This window comes from [Clostridium] celerecrescens 18A, assembly GCF_002797975.1.
Taxonomy (GTDB): Bacteria; Bacillota; Clostridia; order Lachnospirales; family Lachnospiraceae; genus Lacrimispora; species Lacrimispora celerecrescens.
Genome location: NZ_PGET01000001.1, coordinates 4,473,452 through 4,496,158, shown reverse-complemented (window position 1 = coordinate 4,496,158; position 22,707 = coordinate 4,473,452). Strand labels below are relative to the sequence as shown.

At 41.5% G+C, this 22,707-nt stretch carries 33 protein-coding genes; 6 read left to right on the top strand and 27 right to left on the bottom strand.

What is annotated here, in order from left to right; translation table 11 throughout:
- Positions 1–7 precede the first annotated feature (7 nt).
- From terL to H171_RS20300, 26 genes are all read right to left on the bottom strand, one after another.
- Positions 8–1,405 (bottom strand): phage terminase large subunit, encoded by a 1,398-nt coding sequence (gene terL / locus H171_RS20420; protein WP_100306770.1) that lies wholly within the window; start codon positions 1,403–1,405, stop codon positions 8–10.
- Positions 1,398–1,931 (bottom strand): terminase small subunit, encoded by a 534-nt coding sequence (locus tag H171_RS20415; protein WP_100306769.1) that lies wholly within the window; start codon positions 1,929–1,931, stop codon positions 1,398–1,400. Before H171_RS20415 ends, terL begins: the two co-directional genes overlap by 8 nt.
- Positions 1,932–2,016: 85 nt before the next feature.
- Positions 2,017–2,202, bottom strand: a complete 186-nt coding sequence (locus tag H171_RS20410; RefSeq protein ID WP_092241713.1) for a hypothetical protein — start codon at positions 2,200–2,202, stop codon at positions 2,017–2,019.
- A 798-nt stretch (positions 2,203–3,000) separates the two neighbouring features.
- Entirely contained in the window at positions 3,001–3,816 is an 816-nt protein-coding gene (locus H171_RS20405) for a DUF3825 domain-containing protein (protein WP_100306768.1), read from the bottom strand.
- 257 nt (positions 3,817–4,073) lie between these two features.
- Complete coding sequence (locus tag H171_RS20400; RefSeq protein ID WP_100306767.1) at positions 4,074–4,664, bottom strand: phage tail protein; 591 nt, start codon at positions 4,662–4,664, stop codon at positions 4,074–4,076.
- A gap of 112 nt (positions 4,665–4,776) precedes the next feature.
- A complete protein-coding gene (locus tag H171_RS20395; protein WP_100306766.1) occupies positions 4,777–5,196 on the bottom strand; it encodes a hypothetical protein in 420 nt (139 codons plus the stop codon).
- A 76-nt stretch (positions 5,197–5,272) separates the two neighbouring features.
- Positions 5,273–5,887: a hypothetical protein gene (locus tag H171_RS20390; protein WP_100306765.1), complete on the bottom strand. Its 615-nt coding sequence runs from the start codon at positions 5,885–5,887 to the stop codon at positions 5,273–5,275.
- Between the two features lie 17 nt (positions 5,888–5,904).
- Positions 5,905–6,102, bottom strand: coding sequence for a hypothetical protein (locus H171_RS20385; protein ID WP_100306764.1), 198 nt, complete (start codon positions 6,100–6,102; stop codon positions 5,905–5,907).
- Positions 6,089–6,295 carry a hypothetical protein gene (locus H171_RS20380; RefSeq protein ID WP_100306763.1) on the bottom strand — a complete coding sequence of 69 codons (207 nt, stop codon included), beginning with the start codon at positions 6,293–6,295 and terminating at the stop codon, positions 6,089–6,091. Before H171_RS20380 ends, H171_RS20385 begins: the two co-directional genes overlap by 14 nt.
- Before the next feature lie 80 nt (positions 6,296–6,375).
- On the bottom strand, positions 6,376–6,609 hold the full coding sequence (locus H171_RS20375; protein WP_100306762.1) for a hypothetical protein: 234 nt from the start codon (positions 6,607–6,609) through the stop codon (positions 6,376–6,378).
- A 103-nt stretch (positions 6,610–6,712) separates the two neighbouring features.
- On the bottom strand, positions 6,713–7,969 hold the full coding sequence (locus H171_RS20370; RefSeq protein ID WP_100306761.1) for a hypothetical protein: 1,257 nt from the start codon (positions 7,967–7,969) through the stop codon (positions 6,713–6,715).
- Positions 7,970–8,042: 73 nt separating this feature from the next.
- Positions 8,043–8,462 (bottom strand): hypothetical protein, encoded by a 420-nt coding sequence (locus H171_RS20365; protein ID WP_242977026.1) that lies wholly within the window; start codon positions 8,460–8,462, stop codon positions 8,043–8,045.
- 160 nt (positions 8,463–8,622) lie between these two features.
- On the bottom strand, positions 8,623–8,991 hold the full coding sequence (locus H171_RS20360) for a hypothetical protein (protein WP_100306760.1): 369 nt from the start codon (positions 8,989–8,991) through the stop codon (positions 8,623–8,625).
- A gap of 285 nt (positions 8,992–9,276) precedes the next feature.
- Positions 9,277–11,163, bottom strand: coding sequence for a DUF927 domain-containing protein (locus H171_RS20355; RefSeq protein WP_100306759.1), 1,887 nt, complete (start codon positions 11,161–11,163; stop codon positions 9,277–9,279).
- 1 nt (position 11,164) lies between these two features.
- The gene (locus H171_RS20350; protein ID WP_242977024.1) at positions 11,165–11,665 is read right to left on the bottom strand and encodes a CHC2 zinc finger domain-containing protein; all 501 of its coding nucleotides are present in this window, start codon (positions 11,663–11,665) and stop codon (positions 11,165–11,167) included.
- A complete protein-coding gene (locus H171_RS20345; RefSeq protein ID WP_242977022.1) occupies positions 11,658–12,179 on the bottom strand; it encodes an ERCC4 domain-containing protein in 522 nt (173 codons plus the stop codon). The genes H171_RS20350 and H171_RS20345 overlap by 8 nt, the downstream gene beginning before the upstream one ends.
- Before the next feature lie 9 nt (positions 12,180–12,188).
- A complete protein-coding gene (locus H171_RS20340) occupies positions 12,189–12,794 on the bottom strand; it encodes a hypothetical protein (RefSeq protein ID WP_100306757.1) in 606 nt (201 codons plus the stop codon).
- Positions 12,795–13,436 carry an AAA family ATPase gene (locus tag H171_RS20335; protein WP_100306756.1) on the bottom strand — a complete coding sequence of 214 codons (642 nt, stop codon included), beginning with the start codon at positions 13,434–13,436 and terminating at the stop codon, positions 12,795–12,797.
- Positions 13,436–13,642, bottom strand: a complete 207-nt coding sequence (locus H171_RS20330) for a hypothetical protein (RefSeq protein ID WP_100306755.1) — start codon at positions 13,640–13,642, stop codon at positions 13,436–13,438. Before H171_RS20330 ends, H171_RS20335 begins: the two co-directional genes overlap by 1 nt.
- 1 nt (position 13,643) lies before the next feature.
- The gene (locus H171_RS20325) at positions 13,644–13,796 is read right to left on the bottom strand and encodes a trigger factor (RefSeq protein WP_100306754.1); all 153 of its coding nucleotides are present in this window, start codon (positions 13,794–13,796) and stop codon (positions 13,644–13,646) included.
- Entirely contained in the window at positions 13,789–13,971 is a 183-nt protein-coding gene (locus H171_RS20320) for a hypothetical protein (RefSeq protein WP_100306753.1), read from the bottom strand. Before H171_RS20320 ends, H171_RS20325 begins: the two co-directional genes overlap by 8 nt.
- A gap of 52 nt (positions 13,972–14,023) precedes the next feature.
- Positions 14,024–14,263: a hypothetical protein gene (locus H171_RS20315; RefSeq protein WP_100306752.1), complete on the bottom strand. Its 240-nt coding sequence runs from the start codon at positions 14,261–14,263 to the stop codon at positions 14,024–14,026.
- A gap of 13 nt (positions 14,264–14,276) precedes the next feature.
- Entirely contained in the window at positions 14,277–14,429 is a 153-nt protein-coding gene (locus H171_RS24235; RefSeq protein ID WP_157803197.1) for a hypothetical protein, read from the bottom strand.
- A gap of 5 nt (positions 14,430–14,434) precedes the next feature.
- Positions 14,435–14,620 (bottom strand): MerR family transcriptional regulator, encoded by a 186-nt coding sequence (locus H171_RS20310; RefSeq protein WP_100306751.1) that lies wholly within the window; start codon positions 14,618–14,620, stop codon positions 14,435–14,437.
- A 250-nt stretch (positions 14,621–14,870) separates the two neighbouring features.
- A complete protein-coding gene (locus tag H171_RS24230; protein WP_157803196.1) occupies positions 14,871–15,023 on the bottom strand; it encodes a hypothetical protein in 153 nt (50 codons plus the stop codon).
- Positions 15,024–15,052: 29 nt separating this feature from the next.
- Positions 15,053–15,250, bottom strand: a complete 198-nt coding sequence (locus H171_RS20300) for a helix-turn-helix domain-containing protein (RefSeq protein WP_100306749.1) — start codon at positions 15,248–15,250, stop codon at positions 15,053–15,055.
- 240 nt (positions 15,251–15,490) lie between these two features.
- Here H171_RS20300 and H171_RS20295 point away from each other — a divergent pair, with 240 nt between their 5' ends.
- The 6 genes from H171_RS20295 to H171_RS20270 all read left to right on the top strand — a co-directional run bounded on the left by H171_RS20295 (position 15,491) and on the right by H171_RS20270 (position 21,341).
- Positions 15,491–15,799: a helix-turn-helix domain-containing protein gene (locus H171_RS20295; protein WP_100306748.1), complete on the top strand. Its 309-nt coding sequence runs from the start codon at positions 15,491–15,493 to the stop codon at positions 15,797–15,799.
- Positions 15,800–15,822: 23 nt separating this feature from the next.
- On the top strand, positions 15,823–16,290 hold the full coding sequence (locus tag H171_RS20290; protein ID WP_100306747.1) for an ImmA/IrrE family metallo-endopeptidase: 468 nt from the start codon (positions 15,823–15,825) through the stop codon (positions 16,288–16,290).
- Between the two features lie 71 nt (positions 16,291–16,361).
- Positions 16,362–16,964, top strand: a complete 603-nt coding sequence (locus H171_RS20285; RefSeq protein WP_100306746.1) for a hypothetical protein — start codon at positions 16,362–16,364, stop codon at positions 16,962–16,964.
- A gap of 188 nt (positions 16,965–17,152) precedes the next feature.
- Positions 17,153–18,289 carry a tyrosine-type recombinase/integrase gene (locus tag H171_RS20280; protein WP_100306745.1) on the top strand — a complete coding sequence of 379 codons (1,137 nt, stop codon included), beginning with the start codon at positions 17,153–17,155 and terminating at the stop codon, positions 18,287–18,289.
- Between the two features lie 83 nt (positions 18,290–18,372).
- Entirely contained in the window at positions 18,373–19,068 is a 696-nt protein-coding gene (locus H171_RS20275; RefSeq protein WP_100306744.1) for a response regulator transcription factor, read from the top strand.
- Positions 19,069–19,076: 8 nt separating this feature from the next.
- Complete coding sequence (locus H171_RS20270; protein ID WP_100306743.1) at positions 19,077–21,341, top strand: sensor histidine kinase; 2,265 nt, start codon at positions 19,077–19,079, stop codon at positions 21,339–21,341.
- On the opposite strand, the gene H171_RS20265 is transcribed toward H171_RS20270, so the two are convergent.
- A complete protein-coding gene (locus H171_RS20265; RefSeq protein ID WP_100306742.1) occupies positions 21,331–22,692 on the bottom strand; it encodes an MATE family efflux transporter in 1,362 nt (453 codons plus the stop codon). The genes H171_RS20270 and H171_RS20265 overlap by 11 nt on opposite strands.
- Positions 22,693–22,707 lie beyond the last annotated feature (15 nt).

Genomic DNA, 22,707 nt, shown 5'->3' with positions numbered 1-22,707 from the left:
ACCTGCCTTATTTAAAGATAGATATTCCTGATTTCTTACCACAGTTTTCTGCAATGCCCGTTGTGGCATCAGGGGCATCATCATGCTTATTCTGGCCTTCTCTCTGGTACCGGTTCATAGCATTGTAATATTCCGGCCAGCGGTTTTTCCAATCCTTTGGGTAATAAATGTGCTGCATAACCCATGAGGAATTCGAGTATATCCTGGCCTGCTTATTCTTACTTTGATGGAACCATTTGATCGTTGTATGATTACTATCAAATTTCTCCTGAAGGATTCGTTCCACATTACGGGCAAAACTGCGGCCGCCGTTATTTGACTCTATCTTGGAAACATCCACTCCATCTTCATAAAGCATTTTTGCAGTTGCCGGCTCCGTTACTTCCATAGGCTCTTTGGTATAAAGAACATCTAGGACATAAGCTTCGTTTGCAAAGGTAACTCCATAATCAATACTGCAAAGATAATCTTCGCCGGTATCAGCCGTATCGGTGTAATTCCGGATCTCTTTAAACTCCGGTAACTCTCCACTATAGGTTTTAAAGCTGGTATACAGTTTTCCTTTCAGGTCAATTGGCTCCTGCTGATAGTTTGCAGAGGCAATGTCCGCTCCCATTGCCTTTATTTTGGCTTGATAGGATTTATAAGATAATACCTCGGGGCAAAGCATCTCGTGTGTTTCAGGATTCAACAAGGCCTTCATGCAGATGTGCCGAACCTTAGCGCCTGCCTCCTTAAAATGCTCCAATGCCCGGCCTGCCAAATCGTCGCTGGCCCATCTGGTCATGATGATGATAATCTTACCGCCCTCTTCTAGACGGGACAGCATGGTATCAGTGAACCATGACCAATGTTTTTCTTTTGTTAACTCATTGTTCGCTTCCTCTGCATTTTTGATTAGGTCATCTATGATCAGAAGGGACGCTCCAAAGCCTGTGGCCGTTCCAGTGGGTGAAGTGGCCAGATAGTTATTGTATCCTCCTTCAAGACTCCAAAGGTTCATAGCTCCATCGCCCTGCTTGATGCACACTCCTGGAAATACGTCTGAAAAGACAATCTTACTCTGATCAGCTTTTACTTCCTGGATATCATTACGGACGTTTTTGGAGAACATTGTGGAAAGTGTTTCATTGTATGATCCGGTCATAATCTTCTGTGACTGGTCATTTCCAAGTACCCATTCCACCAATAGACCCGCCGTTCGGCTTTTACCGTGCCTTGGTGGCTCATTTACAATCATCACTTCATCGTCAGACTGTATAAAGTCCTGGAAGTCATTACAAAGCTCTACTAAGTACTTACGATCCTCTTTGTAGAAATCCGGTGCTTTCAGATTGCAATAAAAAAAGAACTCACGCCTAGCAAGTTCTATCTTTGCACCTCTTATTACTGTCTCTCTATCCATCGCGTATCAGCTTCTTTAATTCGTCCGTGGTTAGGCCCGCATAAGGATTTGTAGTCTTAACCTCTCCAGATACTTCGAGCTTATCCTTAAACATACCCAAGTGCCTGCCGATCAGTTCTAGGGCCTTGCCCTTATCATTCAGCTTGATCTCTATCCCATTAGCCCCTTCTTTAATGCCGGCAATGGCCCCCAGCTTATCCTCGGGCATTTCACCTGTGGACTTTACCTGTACTGCTTTATAGCTCCCTTTGCTTTCAATCGTCACAAAGTCAGTGACATCTGCAAAACCGATCTTTGCTAACTCCTTTAAAACCATGTCCTGTGTGATCTCAGTACGCTTCTCCCGGTCTTTCATGCGCTTTTCAACATAAACGGCAACGTTAGCATTTGTTAGCATTCGGCTGCTGTTTGCTCTAGCCGTTTCATCCTTCTTGACCCTGGGATACGCCACCTTGTAAGCCCTGGTGGCATTAAGATCAATCAGGTATTCATCTGCAAATATTTTCTGTTTGGCTGTCAATGCCATCAGTCTCACTCCTTTCGTCGTTTTAGATATCAAAACATTTTCATGCAATAGAAAAAGCACCCGGTTTCCCGAATGCTTCTCTGTACTACTTATTCTGTTCAGCAATAAACTCTTTCATCATTTTGGTAATCTGTCCTGCCTGGCTAACTCCTGCCTTCTCACAGGCCTCTGCGAACTGTTCTGTCAATTCCCGTTTCAGTTTATAGGATTTACTGATCAGACCAGCTTTTGCGTTCCATTTGTCCTGTGACCTAATCTTCTTTTCTTCCACGGCTATCCCTCCACATACAATACAAGCCTATTGCTAGTCTCGCACATGCCAAGGCGATGAAGAAGATACCTAAAAATCTCAAATTATCCGACATATTGATTTTATACAGATGAGTGTGTTATAATAAGTTATAGAGAAGGGCTTTCGCCCCTCTCCGCTACTTGAGTAGCTTTGAAATGAATAGAAGGATTATTCCTACTATTAAGTCCGTTAGCACTCCGACCAGCCAAGTCTTGAGTTTGCTATCGGGCTTTTTCTTTCGGCTTCTGCCTCTCATCTGTATCTCACCTCCTTATGTATATATCATATCATACGGTGCACCGTATGTCAATAACTATCCACAAGAAAGTTTTTATTTTGTTGCTTTTTCTCATTCGTTTGTTTTGGATATTAAAAAAGAGACGGGATTGACCGCCTCTTAACTATTGATTATCGCTAAAATAATGATAATTACCGCTATAGGTGCAAAGTAACAAAGAAAACCTAATACATACATACGTTTCTATCCTTTGCTTTTCTTCTATCATACGCCCAAATTTCCCAAAAGGAAACACCTATCAAGGCATAACCAATACAGGTGCTTTCTCAGTGATGTATTGTTATCAAAAAAAGAGACGGTGTTGACCGCCTCATGAAAAAAGAGGCACCGCACGGGCGCCTCTTTTAAATCTTATAAGAGTCTACAATAAAACTATTATACTTATAAAACTATGATAGAACACTAATAAAATCTCTACTTTTTATAATCTAATTAAACGTCTGTATCAAATATACTACATATTGTAGTAATTTGCAAGCCTAAATTTTAAGCCAATCAGCATCTGGCTTAACAATGCGTCTTGAGTTTACATATGCCCATCCAATCGTCAAAACCGTCTTTCCAATATAATTGTGATTTGTTTTATCCACCACCAGCGCTAAATCAGCAATATTATTGTTTCCTTTTAAAAATAAAGGTAGTAATAATTGAATTTTAGATTCACCAGTACCCTTATCAGTAAAATATTGAGGAATGGCCAATTTGTAATTTCTTTTTAACTTTTCTTTTATTGTTGCTGTCGCATTCATAAGTAATGCTTTTATCAAATGTTTATCGGTATAGCCTATATCTACAAATCTTTCGTAATTATCATCTATTATATGATCATAGTCCAATATTAATTCCAATTTACGATCAAAAATAAAATCAGAGGGATTGGTAAAATAATCCGCTACATCAGGGAGCTTTGAAAAACATTTCATCCTACTTTCTACACCTTGGCAAAAACCTATAAAATACCACTTCTGATCAGGCTTAGCAACCTTACTTGTGCAAGTTGCAAAAAAAGCAAAAATATCGTTTCCATTCAGAGTTTGCAGACCTGTGTTGAAGCACATGTTATTGCCATCAGAGGAAATCTCTATCTTTCCTTCTTCTTTTACTTGATCGTATGTATATAAAATATAATTTTTTAAAATGAAATTCTCTTTATAATTTCCCTCAGCTTCAGAATACCCCCACTCTTCTGGCTGCACAGTGTTTGCTAAGTAATTAATCTTTTTCTGATAAGACTCCATATTTCCCATATATGCATCTTTATATAGATAACCCTCTGGCGAATATTCCTTCTCCATGACTCTTATTCCCCCTATATCATTTTCTTTTATTATACACCATATTTTACCAAAAGAAAACACCCATCGGCCAAATTTCGACAAGCGTTTTCAAAAAGGAGAATAAGTATTGCTCTAGTTTTTGTTTAGCTTTTATACAGATACAGAAACCAGGAAACAAAGAACTGTATCAATCAGCTGCCAAGCTGTTACACCTGGCAGCCGTCAAAGCTAAGCCATTACTGTAATGTCTTGCTTGGTACACTATCAGTAATGCTTTATTCGTATTTAATACAATAAAGAACTGCTGTGTTGGTTGGGCGAGACGTATATGTACCTACACCTCCAACATCATTTCCTATAGCACTTTGACCATAGTTTCTCCAGTTGACTCCTAAACGATAACTATCTACTTCGGTCTGTGTTTCTGTAGTATTCGAATCAACTGACCTACTTTGAAGTAATCGGGTGGAGCCTCCGTATGCCATTAGGCCTAAATGATTTGTTGCTTTCTGATGTATACCTATATCACCTGAAAGTTTTTCTGTTTTATCTCCATGATAACCTCTTAAAAATTCGTTTCTTAAATCGGGTATGGCAAAGGTTGTAGTTCCGTCACCTCCAAAAAAATCATAAGAACCAAATTGATCTCTAATGAATTGTGAAAAATCTTTGTAATCAGCAATATTATAAATAGTTCCGTCGCATATGAAGTAATGCTCGGGAGCACTTGTTCCCATATACGAAATTACGGTTCCAACTGGTGTGCTATCATTGCCATTGCCATTACCATTGCTATTACCATTACCATTGCTATTACTACAACACCCACAGTTAATTGTAATACAACTCTTTTTATCTTCGCACATATAATTTACCTCGCTTATGTTTTTTTAATAGCCTTTTTTTCAAAAATACATATAAATGCTAATTCCAGAAGATTGTAGCCATCATGCTTACAGCAGGCAGCCATAGGGGGCATTACTGTTTTGTGTATTCGATGACCACGTAGGCTGTACAACCAGAGTAAGTACCTTCATTGTTTAAAAAATGATAATCAATGTTTTTAGTAGTATTATTGTAAACCATATTTATTGCAGCAAACAATCCATTTGTACGATTATAGGATGTCTGTAATGTAATTTGCACATTTTGTTTCTCAACCATGTTTCCGTACAAATTGATTACCCGATCTATATTAAGTTCAGGCACATTTGCAAATGCAATTGAGTTTCCACTGTTTGCAGCAAGTGTCCCGGAAATCACCTTCCGGTAAATCGGCTTACCGTCAATCCATTTACCACATACGGTCTCTTCTGTAGAATATACGTTTTCTGAACCACCGTTACCACAGCAACCCTCACCACAACTCACCATCTGTAAACAAAATCTATTTTCCATAATTATTTTCCTCCTCTGTTTTTTCAGGTTTCCTAGTTTAAATAATATCACTAAAAAACCGTCGTAGCCGTCGTTTTCAATCTTTTTCCAGAAACCTATCATGTTTGCAACGACAGCTATCATCCGTGTAACATCTCATCTTTCCCTTAAAGATCTGATCCTTGTACAAGTCATTCATTCTATGGGCCACCTGCACCCAATTCATATTCTCCACATAGTACAAGGTCATAATGTTTCTGATCTCCACCTTATCGATCCCAGCTATGTACTCCTCCACCTCTCCGATCAACTCCAGAAGCTCCTCCTCCTCATCCATCAAGATGGCGTAACACCTTTCATAGGCCCTGGAAGCTCTCTGGGATTCAGGAAACGGGTACCCGATGATCACTGCTGTTCCCAGGGGCTTCTTTCCTCTCTTCCCCATGGTCACTGTATCCGCTACCACATACCCCCGCTCCCTAAGCCTGTCTAGGTGTTCCTGCTTTTTCTGCAGTTGCTCCCGTAGAAGCTTCATCCGAGCCAGTGCATCGGAATATTCAATCAAAATTTCTTTATCTATCTTCGTCACCTCCCTGCTGTCAATGCTTGCCCTTGATCTTCGGCTGGTGCCAAGTCCCAACTGCGAACAACCACCCTGCCCGCTCACAAGTACACCTTTTCTGATCTGTGTCAGAAGGATATAATTTTTCACAACACAGACATTTCTTGTTATTTGATATTGCCCTTGTATTTTCCATCCTTCTCCACCTCCTCTGAAATAATCCTCAACCTCTCCTGAGGCACATCTATGTACTCACCGTTGTCCTGCAGGATCCCGATCAGGCCATCGTTGCTGCCGATCACTATTCCGAACTTCCTACTGGGATAAACCTGAACAACGATCTTTTTATTATTATCTAGTTTCACACTCTACCTTCTTTCTTTTCGCCGGCGGTTCCCGTAGCCCCCGATCTGAACATAAGCTTGTATATGTAAATGCCGGCATCGTTGCAGAGAAGGTCATGACAGGCGGGGCTTTAACTGCAATAGCTGCCTCTACCATAGTAATCCTCTGCGCTTGCACATACTGATTCCGGCGCTCTTTTGGTGATTTTCTCAATCAATCTCCTCCTTTTGGACAATAAAAAACCAACTATCGAATATTGATAGTTGGTAATCTATTTTATCTATAAAAAAATTCTAGAACAAATTGACGAAATAAAGAATTAACATTACAATCTGCGGCATGAATAAGCTAACTATAGATGCTATTATTGCCAGCAAAATAAAACGCCTTCCCCTACTCTTGATTTTCTCTGCGGCAATTTCCACGGTCTCTCCCACCCCAAGCTTGCTCTTGTCAATCCTCTTTGAAGCACCAAATATATCCCACAGTCCTGAAATCAACATCAGCAAAGCTCCAATCTGTAGCATTCCGCTTTCCCCCTTTGTATGAATTATATGATTTATCATACCGCATTTGCTACCAACTATCAATATTCAATTGTCAAAGAACAATAATCCTGAAAATCTTCGTTTAGCTGATCATTGATTCAGGCACTAATCCCGGATAATCAGCAATGTTCATTTGCCCTGGTATCTGCTCCTTATCCTTCGGAACTTCGTTCCATTTGTTTTCCCATTCTACGCCTATGTAATCCAATACCTTACCCCAACCAAATCTTTCTCCGGTATCTTTGTCAACACAGCATTTGTACATCCAGAATTCCCATTCTTTTTCATTTCGATCTCGCAGCTTATCAAATCTATGTGGACGCTTCTCCATGTGGATTCCGAATCCACACATGCTGCATCCGGTACGCTGTGCATCCGTTGTATAAAGCATTCCATTATCGTCCCGATCTATCGTTCCGTATATCTCTGGAATGATGGTATCCAGTGGCTCGTATTCTTTGAGACTTCCGTCTTTATTTTTACCGTATGGCTGTTCATGGAATGCTGCTGCAAATATTTCAAGGTGTTCTTTGTACCACTTATCCATTTCAAGTGCTAACGTAAGAATGTCATTCCGCATGAAGGGAGCAAACGGCGCACTGCGGATTACTGTCTTACCAAAGTAGTTGCACCCATGATCTATAAGAGCCTCTTCTCTCTGGCCTCCCTCGCTTGCCATAAGTCCGAGGAAAGGACGGCTGTTATGCTCTTTGGCCCATTTGTCGCAAGGTTGTTCCTTCATGAACAAGCAACACTTGTTTGACACAAGGAAGTCCGGCATCTGGTAATTTACACCTTCATTCTCATTTTCATATCCACCAAACTTGTTAAGCCATTTCTGTGGCAGCTTCATTCGGCTGTTCTTCGCATAATGCCCTTGAGCTCCACATTCCCCGGTAATAATTGCATGGCGGACCGTTTTATTCTTCACCGTAGGGTGCTGCAGTGTATCAATGCGTCCAGCTATCTTTTTTGAGATGACCGGAAAACCCACTTCATTCAAAACAGCAACCTTACTCTTTCCAGGTGCTATGCTTATGATTCCCAAGGCTTTATGTACCCGTTGAATGCTCCGATCCTCCAAAGATGATACTGACACGGCAGGTACATCAATTCCAATGCTCTTAAGCCATAGATACAAAACTAAACTGTCAAGACCACCAACGCTCACATGGGCGTTCAGTCTTCTCTCGTCTAACTCTGATATAAATTCATAGGCCCTCTGCTCTGCCCGTTTTATCTTGACCTCATAGGGCAGATTCTGCATTGCTGTAAACTGTGCCTTCTTTTTCTTCTTTTCTGCCTTCCACTCTTCCGTGGTCAATCCTTTAATTTCCATTTTTTTGAAAGGAGCCGCTGCAGCTTTTATCCGGATAGCTCCGCCTCCTTTCTTATTCAGTTAAATATGGGTTTTACTTTTTTAAAGACTCCTCATACTCCTCAATGACTTTAAAAAATTCACTTGCCTTTATCTCATTAAGTCCAGCAAGGTTTTTAAAATCACAATCTGCGCTAAGGCTTGCATACAAAACATCGTTTATCATAAACAATCTGCTGCTTGTCCGTCCGAAAACTCTGAATTCAAATCCCAAATTGGGTTTGTACGGCGATTTCAGCCCTAATGCCTGGCATTTATTAACCCAGGCTTTCGCGAGCTGAGAATTTTTCTTAAACAGGCCCGGGGCGTCTTTCTTAAAATATTTTCCAAACTTATCCGTGTCACCATCTGTCGGACAAATATGTAAGTACTGTACCAACTGATAATACTCATGAGTTTCAAAACCCTGCTCCTTTGCAAACTCCACAAACGCATCATTTACATTTTCTGACATGGTCTTGTAATCCAAGTACTCTTTATGGATCTCTAGGTGTAACTATGTAAAACTTTTCCATTGTTATATTCCTTTCTCACGCTCTCTGGCGCACGCTGATAGCTCAAATTTCGCTCATATTGTCGTCTACGACATTACTATCATCTGAGCTTATAATCATCTAAATGGCTTCTTCACACTCTTTCACAATTCGGTGAACAACCTCCCGCAGCTGATTAGCATATTCAAGTACCTGATCCGCATTCTGTTGGAGGAAAACTGCATGGCTCACCTTTACCAATATTCCGGATTCCCTGATTGCCGTATTGATCTCCATGTATTTCTCATTTGCATGATTCCGCTCAATCTGCAAATTACTAAGCACTATGTCTTGAAGGATTTCTTTTGTCATGGACCTAAGTTTTTCCTTTAGCTGATTGTATGATTTCTGGTACTTCGTTGTAAGAAGCTCCAGGGGTACATTTTCTCTATTCCTCTTAAGACGATCCAGCAGGGACCGGTATTCATTCATATTTGTTTCTTCTATCATAGAGTAACCTCCGTAACATAGCAGTAACCTTTTGCTTGTTACCACTCAAATCCGCATAAAATAAAGGTTTTATGGGTTAAGTAACACAGTAACACAGATTTTTATAGTTCCATACGCGCGAGACTTTTTATTAAAAACATTGTTAAATTCATCACACATATTTTTATTTTATATCTCATATATAGGTAGTGTTATTTGTTTGTTACTGTGTTACCATGCCGTAAAAAAGCCCTCAAACCCTGATAAATACTAGCTTTTTGCGGTGACACACGATATGTTACTTTACTACTTAAACGGGAGCTCTTCCTGAACATTACCATGAATTTGGACAAAGCCGTCCTTATCCACATCATTGTTGAGCTTGAGAAAGACGCACCGGACCTTATTACCATTGAAACTTTTTACTTTGTCCAGCACTTTTCTGCTCTTTATTCCATCTGTTTGCAAAAAGTCTTTGCGGCTCGCCCAAGAAAGGAATGAAGCTTTTGAGAAACCGCCATCTCTGCACAACGCGGTAAATGCAGTGGTATGAATAATCGCATATCCATTTTCGATTACGCCCCACTTCTCCATATTCTCGTTGTCCTCATTAAACCGAGCCGGATTCATAGCTACCTTGTCCATGATAAATTGATAGCAGCGTTCATTGTCTGAAAGTTCATTACGGTCCACCAGGACCTCTTTAGCTTCCTCCAAACTGATATACTCTCCGTCTTTGAACAGGTAATCCGTGGCGATCTTATCCGCCGTAAGGACAATGGAGAGGGAAAGGCTCTGCTTCTGCATCTTCTCATCATCGGCCAGCCGCTTTGCAAATTCTTGCTGAATTTCCCTGATCTTCTCAATACCAAGTTCTTTTATGACCTCAACAAATTCTCGGCCGGCATGTCCGTAATTCCGCTTAACCAGTTCTGCAGTATTGCCAGGGCTTTCAAAAACACGTTCCCCGCACTCTATTTCAAGAATACGGTTAATTGCTCCGCCCTGGGTCACATAAGAGCTTAAAGGCCGCTCTCCGTTAGTTAGGATACAGTTCTTCCAGTGGTTTTCTCGATTCAGTCCCAGGTCCTTGTTAGAACGGGTTTTTCCCTTTCCAGAACACAAATCATACACCAGTCCCTCAAAGTTATCTTCAATTTTCCGGTTCTTTTTGCTGGAATCGTCCAGAATCAAGGGAAGGTTATTTAACAGATCGCAGATGGCCTCTAAGCCGACCTCTGTGCCCTTATAATCCTTTATGTAATCACTCTCGTCCGGATCAGCCCAGACCGATGCTGCCAACATCAGGGATACGGTTTTACCGCCTTCCGTTTCTCCCCAGAGATCAACAAAATATGGAAGCCCTCCAAGTGGCTGAACAAGTACGCTGGAAAACGCTGCAGCCAGCATGAACTTGACCTCTATTCTTCCTGCCTTACGCAGGGCTGACACATGGTCAAACCACTTCGTCCGGCTTCCATCCTGTCCAATGCTTTCATAAATCTGCCGGAAGCGTGCGTCTCCATCAAAAACAATTTCTGTATCGTAAGGTAGGAATCCTCCACGGATCCAGCCCAGCTTTGACGTTGAATACTGAACAGCTATATGCTCCTCATTGGCATTTTCCACATCAGCAAGATATCTCACCAAATACTTTGCATTCTCGCTGGTAACGGCAATCCCACGGCCTGACAGGGACACAATCTTATTTGCAGATGTGACCATAGTCTTGGGAACGATGATCTCCTCCCACCGGCCATTCCGTTTATAGGCCAGTTTGATCTGCTCTTCTCCTGTTTCCAGGTTCTTCAAACGCTCGATCGGAAGAATCGGATGATAGCAGGCCAGTATATCTGTATATCCCGTAGACGGGTTTCTAAGGCAGATCCCGTTTTCTGTGGCAAGCCATTCCTTGCACTGCATATTGTCATAGGGGCCTGAAAAATTTGTCCAATTATCAAGGTAGCTGGGCATCCTGCTCTTTTCCCGTTCCTGGCGCTTCATTTCCTTTTCAACCCGTTTAAATGCGGCCACCATATCCCTGAATTCTGTTTTTACTTTTAGCTCCGCAGCTCTTACACCGAGGGAAGCAAGGAGCTCCGATCGGTACAGCTCGTCTTCCTGGTCAAAAACTTCTGCCAAAATTGCACTGGATAATATTGTTTCTGCCGTGAGCTCATTCAACGGCACCATGCTACCACCTCGCTTCTTTATCATTTAATTCTGCCTGCACATAAAGCTGATATTGCAAGGCATTGTAACTATCACACCAGACATCGCTCAAAGGCTCTGAACGGTCCATATATGCCCGGAAAACACCTATGAGCATACAGTTAAGCCATTTCTTTTTATCGTGCCTCTCCTGCTCTTTCCTCAACATGTCCCGGCGCTTCTGGGACTTATAAACGGTTAACCTAGAGGCAAAAGTCGGTTTTTCATAGGTTCCTCCAAGGACTTGAAACGCCTCTTTAAATCCAATACTGTCCATCATTTGAACAAAAGTAAATATATCCCCGTTAGCTCCGCAGGCATGACAGTGAAAATCCCGGTCGTAAACCTTAAGAGAAGCCTGTCGGTCCCCCTCATGGAAGGGGCAGGAAATGAACCCCCTCCTATTCAATTGAAAGCCGTACTGGGAAACAATATCCCTCATGCTGTATGTAGACTTAATCTCTTCTACCATCAATTTAATCACACCTCTGCAAATATTCCTTAAGCTCTCGATGCAGGATATCCCTGATCAGCTTTCCAGTTGTCTCAGGCTTGCAAAAATCCAGCTGCATTCCATACCTTGCCCGAAAAGCATCAATACTGGCAACCAACGCCTGCGGCTTTAGGAGACTGCGATATTTCCCGTTATAAGCCTTTTCCCAGTTGTCTCCCTCTACCAGCAGATAAACTTTTGTCCCGGCTTCTGCCGCCCGCTCAAATTCCCGTTCAAACCGGGGCCGTTCCTTCCCAAAACACATACAGAGTTCATCCAGGTTCATTTTCCGCTCAATAACCACTCTGGCAGAGAGATCGAAAGACTCCCCACCAGGAAGTGTACATTTGCATGAATAATCCCCCACATCAAGCTTCTGGCGTTCATAAGGCAGCCCCGTAGCCTCCAGGCGGTCTTTAAGGCGCTTCGTTGGTTGTTCTCTTGTATCCACCAGTAAAACCAAAGATTCAACGCAGCGGTCAATTTCAAAGTTTGTATACGCCATGTAATCACCTTAGTTAAAGGGTAGCCCTTCATCTTCTACACCGTCTGGAATGTTCATAAAGCCATCTCCGATAGAATTTGTATATTGTCCTGACTGAACTTGTCCATTCCCCTTCTTTAACAAAGTATCGTCTGGTACTTCAAACTTTCCAGAACGGATTTTCTCTGCCATCACAAGGCTATGGCAGTTGGTGAAGAAACCTCGGCGACCTTCAAACTCATACTCTTTGTTATTGAATAAAGCTCCAATCTGCTTACCCTTTAATGTCTGCTCGTCCCAATTCCAGTGATAGCCTGAATTGGATTCCTCAAAGTTTTTAATCACCGTCTTGAACCGGCGCATCGCCCATTCATCTTGATCGCTTCCATCATCTTTAGGAACCCGCAACCGGTAATTTCCTTTCCACTTTTTATCCTCACCAGTTTGAGCCTTGTAATTGTTAGAGAAGAAATCCTTCTGATCCCCTTCTACCACATCAAATGAAAGCAGAATAATATCCCCCCAGTCATTTGTCTGATACTTCACATCTAAAATTTTCAATAAATATCCACCAATCGGGAGACGGTCCGTTTCCGAATAAGCCTGTGCCTGTGCAAAACCATTTAATTGTCTCATTTAATATTCCTCCAATGCTTGAATAACTTGTACAATGTCATTTTCTATTTCAAAGGTTTCAAATGCTCCTAAGGGAGTTTTTGCCGTGCTGTTCTTGGCCTGAGTTTCAAACAGATATTTCCCATCAACACATTTGGAAAGAAGCACTGTAGTAAACTTACTTTCAAGAACAATCTTGTCCAGCTTCTTCCCGGAAGTCTTAATCCTGGTGAACATATATCCATTTTCGTCATGGTCCGTTTGTGTATGGGCCGAAAAAATAATAATAAGATCATCTCGGTAGTCATAGCATTCGCAGACCAGATCCCAGACACATGCAGCCAGATCTACCCACTTGTCAAATCCTTTTTCCTTACTCCGGCGCATTTCATCTGCCACCATAAGGCCATTGATCGTATCAATTACAATGGTCTTTATTCGAGGACAATCCTGTGCCAGCTTTTTAATATACATCCGAACCACATTAGCATCATCACATTTTAAGTAGTTCTTATTCTCCTCGTTATACTGACCTCTCCAGCCTTTCCAGGACAATCCTTTCTTGTCCGCATCTATGTAATATGTAGATTTGGGATCTAAATTCCTCATGGAAGTTGTCTTCCCAGAACCAGACTCGCCGGCAATACAGATTACTTTTGACATTACATTTCCTCCTCTTCTCTATACACTTTTATGAAATCTCCCGAAAAGAACCAGTCTACCATTGCTTTCTGGAATTCTTCTTTTAGAGATGGATCTGTATTAATTTGTTCCGTAACATAATCAAAAGCCCGATCCTTTTCTATATTGATTCCCTTTTGTGAGCAAATTCCTTGATAGCCTATAAAATCCTTTTCTGTCTTAAACATCTTAATCCTCCAAAAATTCCGCAGCTTCCATTTTGTTCATCTCAGTCAGTACAAAATGATAGACTTCCTTATCCTCCAGATCCTTCTCGTTGTTTTCATAATCAGTCAGTTTCTCCCTGAGAAGAATCCAGAGCTTACGATATTTCTTACTCATCTTTTTCTACCTCTACGGGAAGCTCAAATCCCAAAATGCTAGCAATGTCCTCCCGTGAAATATTGTAATCGCTTTTGATAGCAAAGGCTTTTAAGGCTTCTATTCGCGCCATCGCACGTATTCCATTCTCATATCTGGCTAAAGATACATTAACCATAATAGTTCCATCTTCCATCTTGATTTCCTCCTGAGCCCTATGTATAATAAGGGTGTAAATTAATTACCAGTTACTTGGATTCCCTGGCTGTTCCCGCAGCTGGGGTCTCTTTTTTATCCTTCCGGCATATATCGATTATCTTGACCATCTCATCATAAAACTTCGACATAAACGGGTCGATCTGTCCATCGAACTTACTAATCCAGTCCGCTATAAAGGCCTCATAGTCTATGTCACTCATTGGAATACACTTTTCAATGAGCTCTTTTACTGCCTGCAAAAGTTGGTTGTCCTGTTCTTGATTCACCATGGCTTGCCCCCTCTCACATCACTTCCAACGAGCCGCATACCGCAAACAGCAAGGCCAAGCTTGCCAGAAAAATAAGTGCCATCTTCATATAGCATATAACCTTGTCCATTACGGGGTGTCTGCTGTGGTCAGTGTAATCATCTAAGTTATCAAAGTACTTTTGCATTGCCTTCACCCCTTACTTTCTTCTGCTAATTTAAGCAGATACTGATCCCACTTGTTTACATCAACCTGCCATCTGCGGCCAACACGGATGGCAGGAGATCCTTTACGTTTGAACAGGGACTCTATCGTGTTATGGCTTATGCCATGACGTTCCACGCAGTCCTTGATTGTTAGAAATTGTTTGTCCGACATTGTTCTCCCTCCTCTCATAATCCTTACAAGGATACCGCCTACTCCGATCTGGGCTTTTAAGATGCATATAGAGAGCATATATGAAGAAATCAAGGCCACCCCTAATTACCAATTAATTTTTAAGTTTTATCAAGAAAACCTTGATGACGGGTTTATTGTAACTACTCGTAAAAATACGATTAAACCCACCGACTTTGGTAATTTACTGCATCATGTTTGTATCGATGTCATCAACGAGTCCAAAACTGATTTACAAATTTTTTAGAATCTCTTTAAGCTCAACCTGGCTCTGCTTTTCATAATCCAGGTAATAATTAAATGCTTCTTGCTGACTTTGAACTTTCCTTTCAAGGTCAGCAATTCTTTTTTCCATGGCATTCCACTTCTTTTCAGCTTCTGACATTCTCTCACCTCCTCCTTTTCAATGTACTGTTATGTATCCTGGGAGTCTTCTAGTAAGCTGTCTACGGTTACACCCAATAATTTTGCAACCCTTTGAATCTTATCTACAGACGGAATGTTCTCATTCCACTTACAAATGCTACCTTTTGAAAGTTCTGCATCCTTTTCTAATTTGTAAATTGAAATTCCTTTTTCCTCTGCGAGAGCTCTTATCTTGTCGAAAAACACAAAAACACCTCCTTAATTGAAAATTTTCATCTAAAACTATTGACATATAGGCGAAAATATTCTATCATCTTTATAGATAAACTGATTTTTTTCATGCTACATAACTTCTTAATTGGCATTCATTGAGTGGAAAGGGCATTTAATTGAATATTTTCATGTCATGTCTTTATATTACATGAATATTTTCAGTTTGTCAATGGTTTTTCCGGAAAATTTTCATGTAATTTAAGGAGGCATAAAATGTCACTAAAAGAACGTATTCGTGAACTTTGCAAGATTAATGGGATTAGTATTCCAAACCTTGAAAGTGAGCTTGGTTTCGGCAGTGGTACCATTTCAAAATGGGACAAGTCTGCGCCGTCAGTAGATAAGTTACAGAAGATTGCAGAACGTTTCGATGTATCAATGGATTTTCTAACAACAGGACAAGAGTATAATCGCGCTCCTGAAACTTTAGCTGCTCATTTTGACGGGGGTGATCTGTCAGAAGAGGAAATGGAAGAAATTATGAATTACGTTGAGTTTGTGAAAAGCAGACGAAATAAATAGAATTATGTGGGGGCAACAGAGTAATGAATGACTTAGAAAAAGAAGAACAGGAAGCGGCAGACGTTGGTTTACACATCGACTATGTTCCTTTTAAGAGTGAAAATATTAAAGGCTTATACTGTGATGGGTCTATAGCAATTAGTAATCGCATTGAAACGTGTGTAGAAAAAGCATGTATACTTGCTGAAGAATTAGGGCACCATCATACATCTTCTGGTATAATTTTAAATATGGAAAGCACCGCCAATCAGAAACAGGAAAATTTTGCAAGGCTTTGGGCCTATAATAAAATGGTGACAATAGAAAAAATAATTTCTGCTAAGGAAGCTGGTTGCTGTAATCGATATGAGATTGCCGAACATCTTTGCGTAACTGAGTCTTTTCTCCAAGATGCAATAGATTGTTATCATTCCAAATATGGCCTCGGCATGCAAAAGGAAGAATACATAATTTTTTTTGAACCATTCAATATATGCAAAATGACTAATTAAAGTTGAGTTTAGCAAAATAAGATTAAAATAGCCTATGGCTTTTTATGATTACAATGAAAAAGGGGTCGAGTATGATGAAAAAAATATTTTTGCTTCTAGTATTTTCCACAGCGCTTGCTACCACTGCTTGCGGGAACAATGTATCAGCTAAAAAAACGAAAACAGCAGCTCCCACCTCAGCTTCTTCAGATATGCTAGAGGAAAAAGAGGTAAAGGCTACACAGTCCGCCAAAATGACAGAAATTGTCTATCTGGCAATGTTGTCTTATAATCAAACAATTGATGATTTTGTTATTAAACTAAATGAGAAAGATTCCGATTTCAACGCCTCTGTTTATGATGACAAACATTATTCAGTTATGATGCTGGAATCAGAAAGAAAATCTACAGTTGATGCCTTAAAAAAGACCGGAATAGATGAAAACCTAGAAAAACTCATAAGCAATGAAAAATACGAGGGAATTTTTACTCATTATGAGTACACTAAAGATCTTAAAAGCATTACGCTCTATTCAAATTCAGCTGAAGGCGGAATGAAATTTGTTGAAGCAGCTATAAATGTGGGAGTTCTTTCAGATGTATACCAAGCATTAAGCCTCGTTCCTATAGATCGGCGTAAATATGATTTTAAGATAGTTGATAATACAGGGAACGTTATATACCCAACGCCCTAATGCGAAAAAAAACCGCTCCGACTGCTATCGGAACGGCTTTACATAGATTTTCTCTTACCGGACTTCCGGAAAGATATACTCTATCTCATCAGTAGAATTATATCATTTTCGAAACGTCCTGGCAAGGGGCGTATTTTTGTACCCAAAAATAAGTTGTGACATCACAACTCACGAAAGGAAATGATATTATGGCTGAGAAAAAGAAGAAAAGAAAGGATGGACGATACTCCAAACAGGTGACAATAGGACTAAGGAACGGTAAGCCGATCCGTAAAACCATTTACGGAAAAACGCAAAAAGAACTGGACAAAAATTATAGGGATTTCATGAGTTTAAAAGATAAGGGGATTATTCTGCAGGAAATAAATATGACCTTCCGAGAGCTTTCGGAGTTATGGCTTACGAATGAAAAGATAGGGAGTGTTACAGATCAATCCATAACCGTTACTCGCAGCGAGCTAAGAACCATTAATTCTTTTATCGGAGATATCAAAGTAAAAGACTTAAAACAGAGCCACATTGAGAGCTTTCGAAGTTCGATGATCAAATCCGGTAAACCCATACGTTATAATACGTGCTTAGGCAGAATCCGGGCAATAGTACGATATGCAGTATATAAGGAAATACTAGCAGTAGACATCACAGCAGGCATGAAGGACATTAAAAATGCAAGGAGGACAAAGAAGCGAGCCTTAACATCATCAGAACGGCAGCTTATTGATAATGCGGAATTAAATGACTTTGAACGCTGCTTTATCAACCTCCTTCTATACACTGGCATGAGAAAATGTGAGGCACTAGCATTAAATGTGTCCGACATTGATTTTAAAAAGAGACGTATTGAGGTATCAAAAACATTGGTTACCAGTAAAAAAACTAGTTGCTGTTTACAGGAGTACACTAAGACAACCGCTGGAAAACGGTATATCCCTATACCGAGCCTCCTACTTCCAGTCTTACTTGAGTACACAACTGGGCAATCCGGAATTCTATTCAAATCAAAAACTGGCAGCTATATAGGCCTAGGCTCCTTTAATGGACGATGGAATAAAATCCTTCAGAAACTGCAAGCCGTATCAAAAACACCGTTGCCAAGTGATATTACCGCGCACATCTTCCGGCATACCTACGCAAGCGATCTTTACAAAGCTGGCGTAGATATTAAGCAGGCCCAATATCTCTTAGGACACGATGATATAAAAACCACCCTGGACACTTACACTCATTTTGGATACACGGATGTAAAAGTGGATAAACTTGAGTCATATTATAATGCAGTCAAGATGCAGTCAAATGAAAAGATAGTAGCCTTCAAACACGCATAAATAAAGGGATTCCGAGATTCATAAAAATGTAATGTGCTTTTTTACTGCCTTCGTTGTATAATATTGAAAAAGGAGGTTTTCGTATGCAGAATATTTTAGTATGTGATGATGACAAACAAATTGTGGAAGCTATTGATATATATTTAACAGGAGAAGGGTTTCATGTGATTAAAGCCTATGATGGCTATGATGCCCTAAAGCTTCTGGAAGAACACGAAGTGGATTTAATGATACTGGATGTAATGATGCCGGGTCTTGACGGAATCCGGACCACGTTAAAGGTCCGTGAGACAAGCAGCATCCCCATCATCATCCTCTCTGCCAAATCCGAGGATACCGATAAAATCCTGGGATTAAACATCGGAGCAGATGATTATATTACCAAGCCCTTTAATCCGCTGGAGCTGGTAGCCAGGGTAAAATCGCAGCTGCGCCGTTATACCCAGCTTGGTAACATGAACCAACAGCCAGCCGGACAAGTGTATAAATGCGGAGGCCTGGCCATTAACGACGATAACAAGGAGGTTGCCGTAGAGGGAGAACTGATCAAGCTGACTCCCATTGAGTACAACATCCTGCTGCTTTTAGTAAAGAATGCGGGAAAAGTATTTTCCATTGACGAAATCTATGAGCAGATCTGGAATGAAGAAGCAATCGGCGCAGATAATACCGTGGCTGTACACATCCGGCACATCCGGGAAAAGATCGAAATCAACCCAAGAGAACCTCGCTACTTAAAAGTGGTATGGGGCGTAGGCTATAAGATAGAGAAACAATAGGAGCGTTTATGAAAAAAAGAAAAGATTTTGCAGTCCTCATGCATTTGCTCTTCTCCCTTCTCGTTGTCGTAGGCGTCTCCATCATGTACAGCAATTCCCATTACGGGGAGGGAATCCACTGGATCAACCATGAGACTTATGAGGACACGCCTGAATTCACCCGTCAGCTTAAATCTGATATTGATGATATTTTTAATTATGTAAAATATAAGGAAGTATTTGAAACCAACGGAAAGCTTGACTATTCAAAGCCCATTGTCCGGGTCATAGAAGGTCCGGGGACCACAACGGAATATACGGTGGACGAGATGATACGGAGGGCCAAATCCCTGGGCTATTATCTGAATGAGCAATTTAAGGTGAGCGGAGGGCAGCCGGCTGCAGATAGCTCAGACTCGTATGTACGGGTAGATTACCGGGCCTATGAACCGGATTTTAAAATCACGGAGCCCGGAGAAGCATTTCTTACCATGGACCAGCTGGCCTATGAGGTGCTTACCCACCTGGGCAACTACTATTCATTTTTTTACCGTTTTATTCAAAATCCAAGCAACTTAAAGTTTGAAGTCCTCTATCAGAACACACCTGAAGATTATAAGCTATACAGCAACGTTACCGGTAAATCCATCAATGATTTTAAGTCAATGGGAAGATACCTTTACGTAACAGGAGAAGCGCTTTATGTGGATTCCAACTTAACCACTGTCCCCCAAAATATTTCTTCCCAGCTGGAAAAGATGAATCCCTATAACAACGGCAATTATCATATGACAATAGCTGTGGATACTACCTATCCTTATAGCGATGCTTACGCCAAAGCCGCTGCTTCCTATGACCAGATGCGTTTGTTATTCATCACCGGAATGATCAGCCTGTGCCTGGGAATCCTGGGTTGTATCGCGACCCTGTATGCCCTGGTAAGCATGATTGGGCAGTCAGACAGGAAACAGAGCGGTCCCTTAGAACGGATTGACCGGCTCCCTGCAGAGAGCTGTCTCCTTCTGTATTCTGTGGCTGCCATCCTTGCCCTGTTTCTTGCAAACCGGCTTGCAAATAAAATTATTCACCTTTTCTTTGCCGTTGATCATTGGGATTACGGAGAGCTGGCCCTTCGGGTCCTCATTTATTATGCAGCCGGACTGTCAGCTGCATTAAGTTTGTTAAAACGTTATAAGGCAGGAAATCTCTGGACCGGAAGTCTTATGCACGGGGGATTTAAAAATTTGTCCCTGTACTTTAAAAACCGGCGCTTTACTACGCGGATTATGCTTTCTTATACCTTATTCCTGGTCTTTAACGTTGCCATGACAATGGCTTTTGCCTTCCTTTTATTTACCTATAACAGCCTAGAATCCCGGATTCTTATGGGGGCAGTTGCTCTGCTGTTTTTCTGCCTTGATTTTTGGATATTCCATCAGATGTACAAAAATGCATGGGAGACCGATCAAATTAATGAGGCCCTCTTAAATATATCCAGAGGAGATACCACTTATAAGATCAATACCTTGAAATTTAACGGAAAAGAGCGGGAACTGGCTGAGCACATCAATCACATCAGCACAGGACTTGAAACGGCACTCCAGGAAAAGGTACGAAGTGAACGCTTAAAAGCAGACTTAATCACCAATGTATCTCATGACATTAAGACGCCCCTGACATCCATCATAAATTATGTGGACCTAATAAAAAGGGAAAAGATTCAAGACCCGAAGATTCAGGGCTATTTAGAAGTCCTGGAACAGAAATCCCAGCGATTAAAGACTTTGACAGAAGATCTGGTAGAGGCCTCAAAGGCGAGCTCAGGAAATTTAAAGCTTGACATCACCAGCATTGATTTTGTAGAACTTATTCACCAGACTAACGGAGAATTTGAAGAAAAATTTGCTCTCCGGAATCTGGAACTGGTTTCCACCCTGCCGGCCGATTCCATCCTGATCGAGGCGGACGGCAGGTATTTGTGGAGAGTGCTTGAGAACCTTTATAACAATGCGTTTAAGTATGCCATGGAACACAGCCGGGTATACGTAGACGTTACTCTGGAAGAGAATATGGCAGTTTTCACCATGAAGAATATATCTCAAAACCCGTTAAACATCCGTGCGGATGAACTGACTGAACGCTTTGTCCGGGGAGATGTTGCCCGGACCACGGAAGGAAGCGGGCTGGGAATCTCTATCGCAAAAAGCCTGGCCGAGCTTCAGGGCGGGGAATTAAGGCTTTACATTGACGGAGATCTATTTAAAGCAGGCGTAGCCTTCCCCGTCAAGAAATGAGCCGTATCTTCTCCCACTTTCCCGACAGATAACGGAAGAATGATATAATATAATTGGCCGTCCAGCCCATTGGAACCGCAAACCAAACGGCCTGGACGCCAATAACGGGAGCGAACATTGCCGCTATCGACACCCGGATCGCCAGATTTACCAGATTGGCAACAGTAAATATCACCACATCTCCTGCGCCACGCAAAAGTCCGTCTGTGATCGACTTACAGCCAATGAAGATATAGAAAAAGGAAATGAACCGGACATAATCCATGCCTGTCTGAAACGCTGTTTCTGCACTGCCTTCGTTTAAAAAGCTTCGAATAAACAAGTCTCCCCAGGTCTCCATAATGACACAGATAAAAACCGCAAAAACCCCTGCCATGAGAAAGCAGTAACGGTAGCCTGTTTTTACCCGGTCTGTCTTTCCAGCACCTATGTTCTGAGCCGTATAGGTAGACATGGCATTTCCAAGAGCAAGCATGGGAACAATACAGATCGATTCGATCCTGGTTCCCGCCGCAAAGCCCGCCATGACCGCAGAGCCAAAACCATTGACCACAGACTGCACGAGGAGCATTCCGATATGGACGATGGACTGCTGAAGGGTGGAGGGAATGGCAACCCGCATCATATGAAGCATCATATTCCAGTCATAAAGCCGAAATGGTTCTGTTGTCTCATACCCCTTTAACCGTTTTATCAAAACGAGAAAGGAAAGGACCGCTGAAAATCCCTGAGCGATCAAGGTGGCTATCGCCACACCGGCTACCCCCATATAAAACTGGGTCACAAGCAAAAGATCCAGTATAACGTTTAATAGAGAAGAAAATACCAGCAGATATAAGGGAGTCTTAGAATCTCCCAGGGCCTGAAATACAGAAGCCTGTACGTTATACATGAATAAGAAGGGCAGCCCGATAAAATAAATCCCAAGATACACCGAGGCATCATAAAATACATTCTCCGGGGTGTTCATGAAGCTTAAAATCCGGTGATTGAAAAGAAGCCCGAGACCGCCCAGTATCACTCCTATGGATAAAAAGTTTATAAGAGTGGTGGATATGGCGGTTTTCATATTTCCAGTCTGCTTTGCCCCTAAAAACTGGGACACCACCACCGAGCTTCCGATTCCGCCTCCTACCGCAATGGCGATAAACACATTTGTGATGGAATAGGAAGCACCTACTGATGCCAGGGCCTCCTCCCCCACAAACCGTCCGACCACGACAGAGTCTATAATATTATAAAACTGCTGAAATAAATTTCCAAGAATCAAGGGAAGGGCAAAGAGCAAAAGGGCCCTTCCCGGTGAATCTGTAACCATATTAATTGCTTTTTTCTGCGTTTTCATACTCATTATTCTGAACCATTC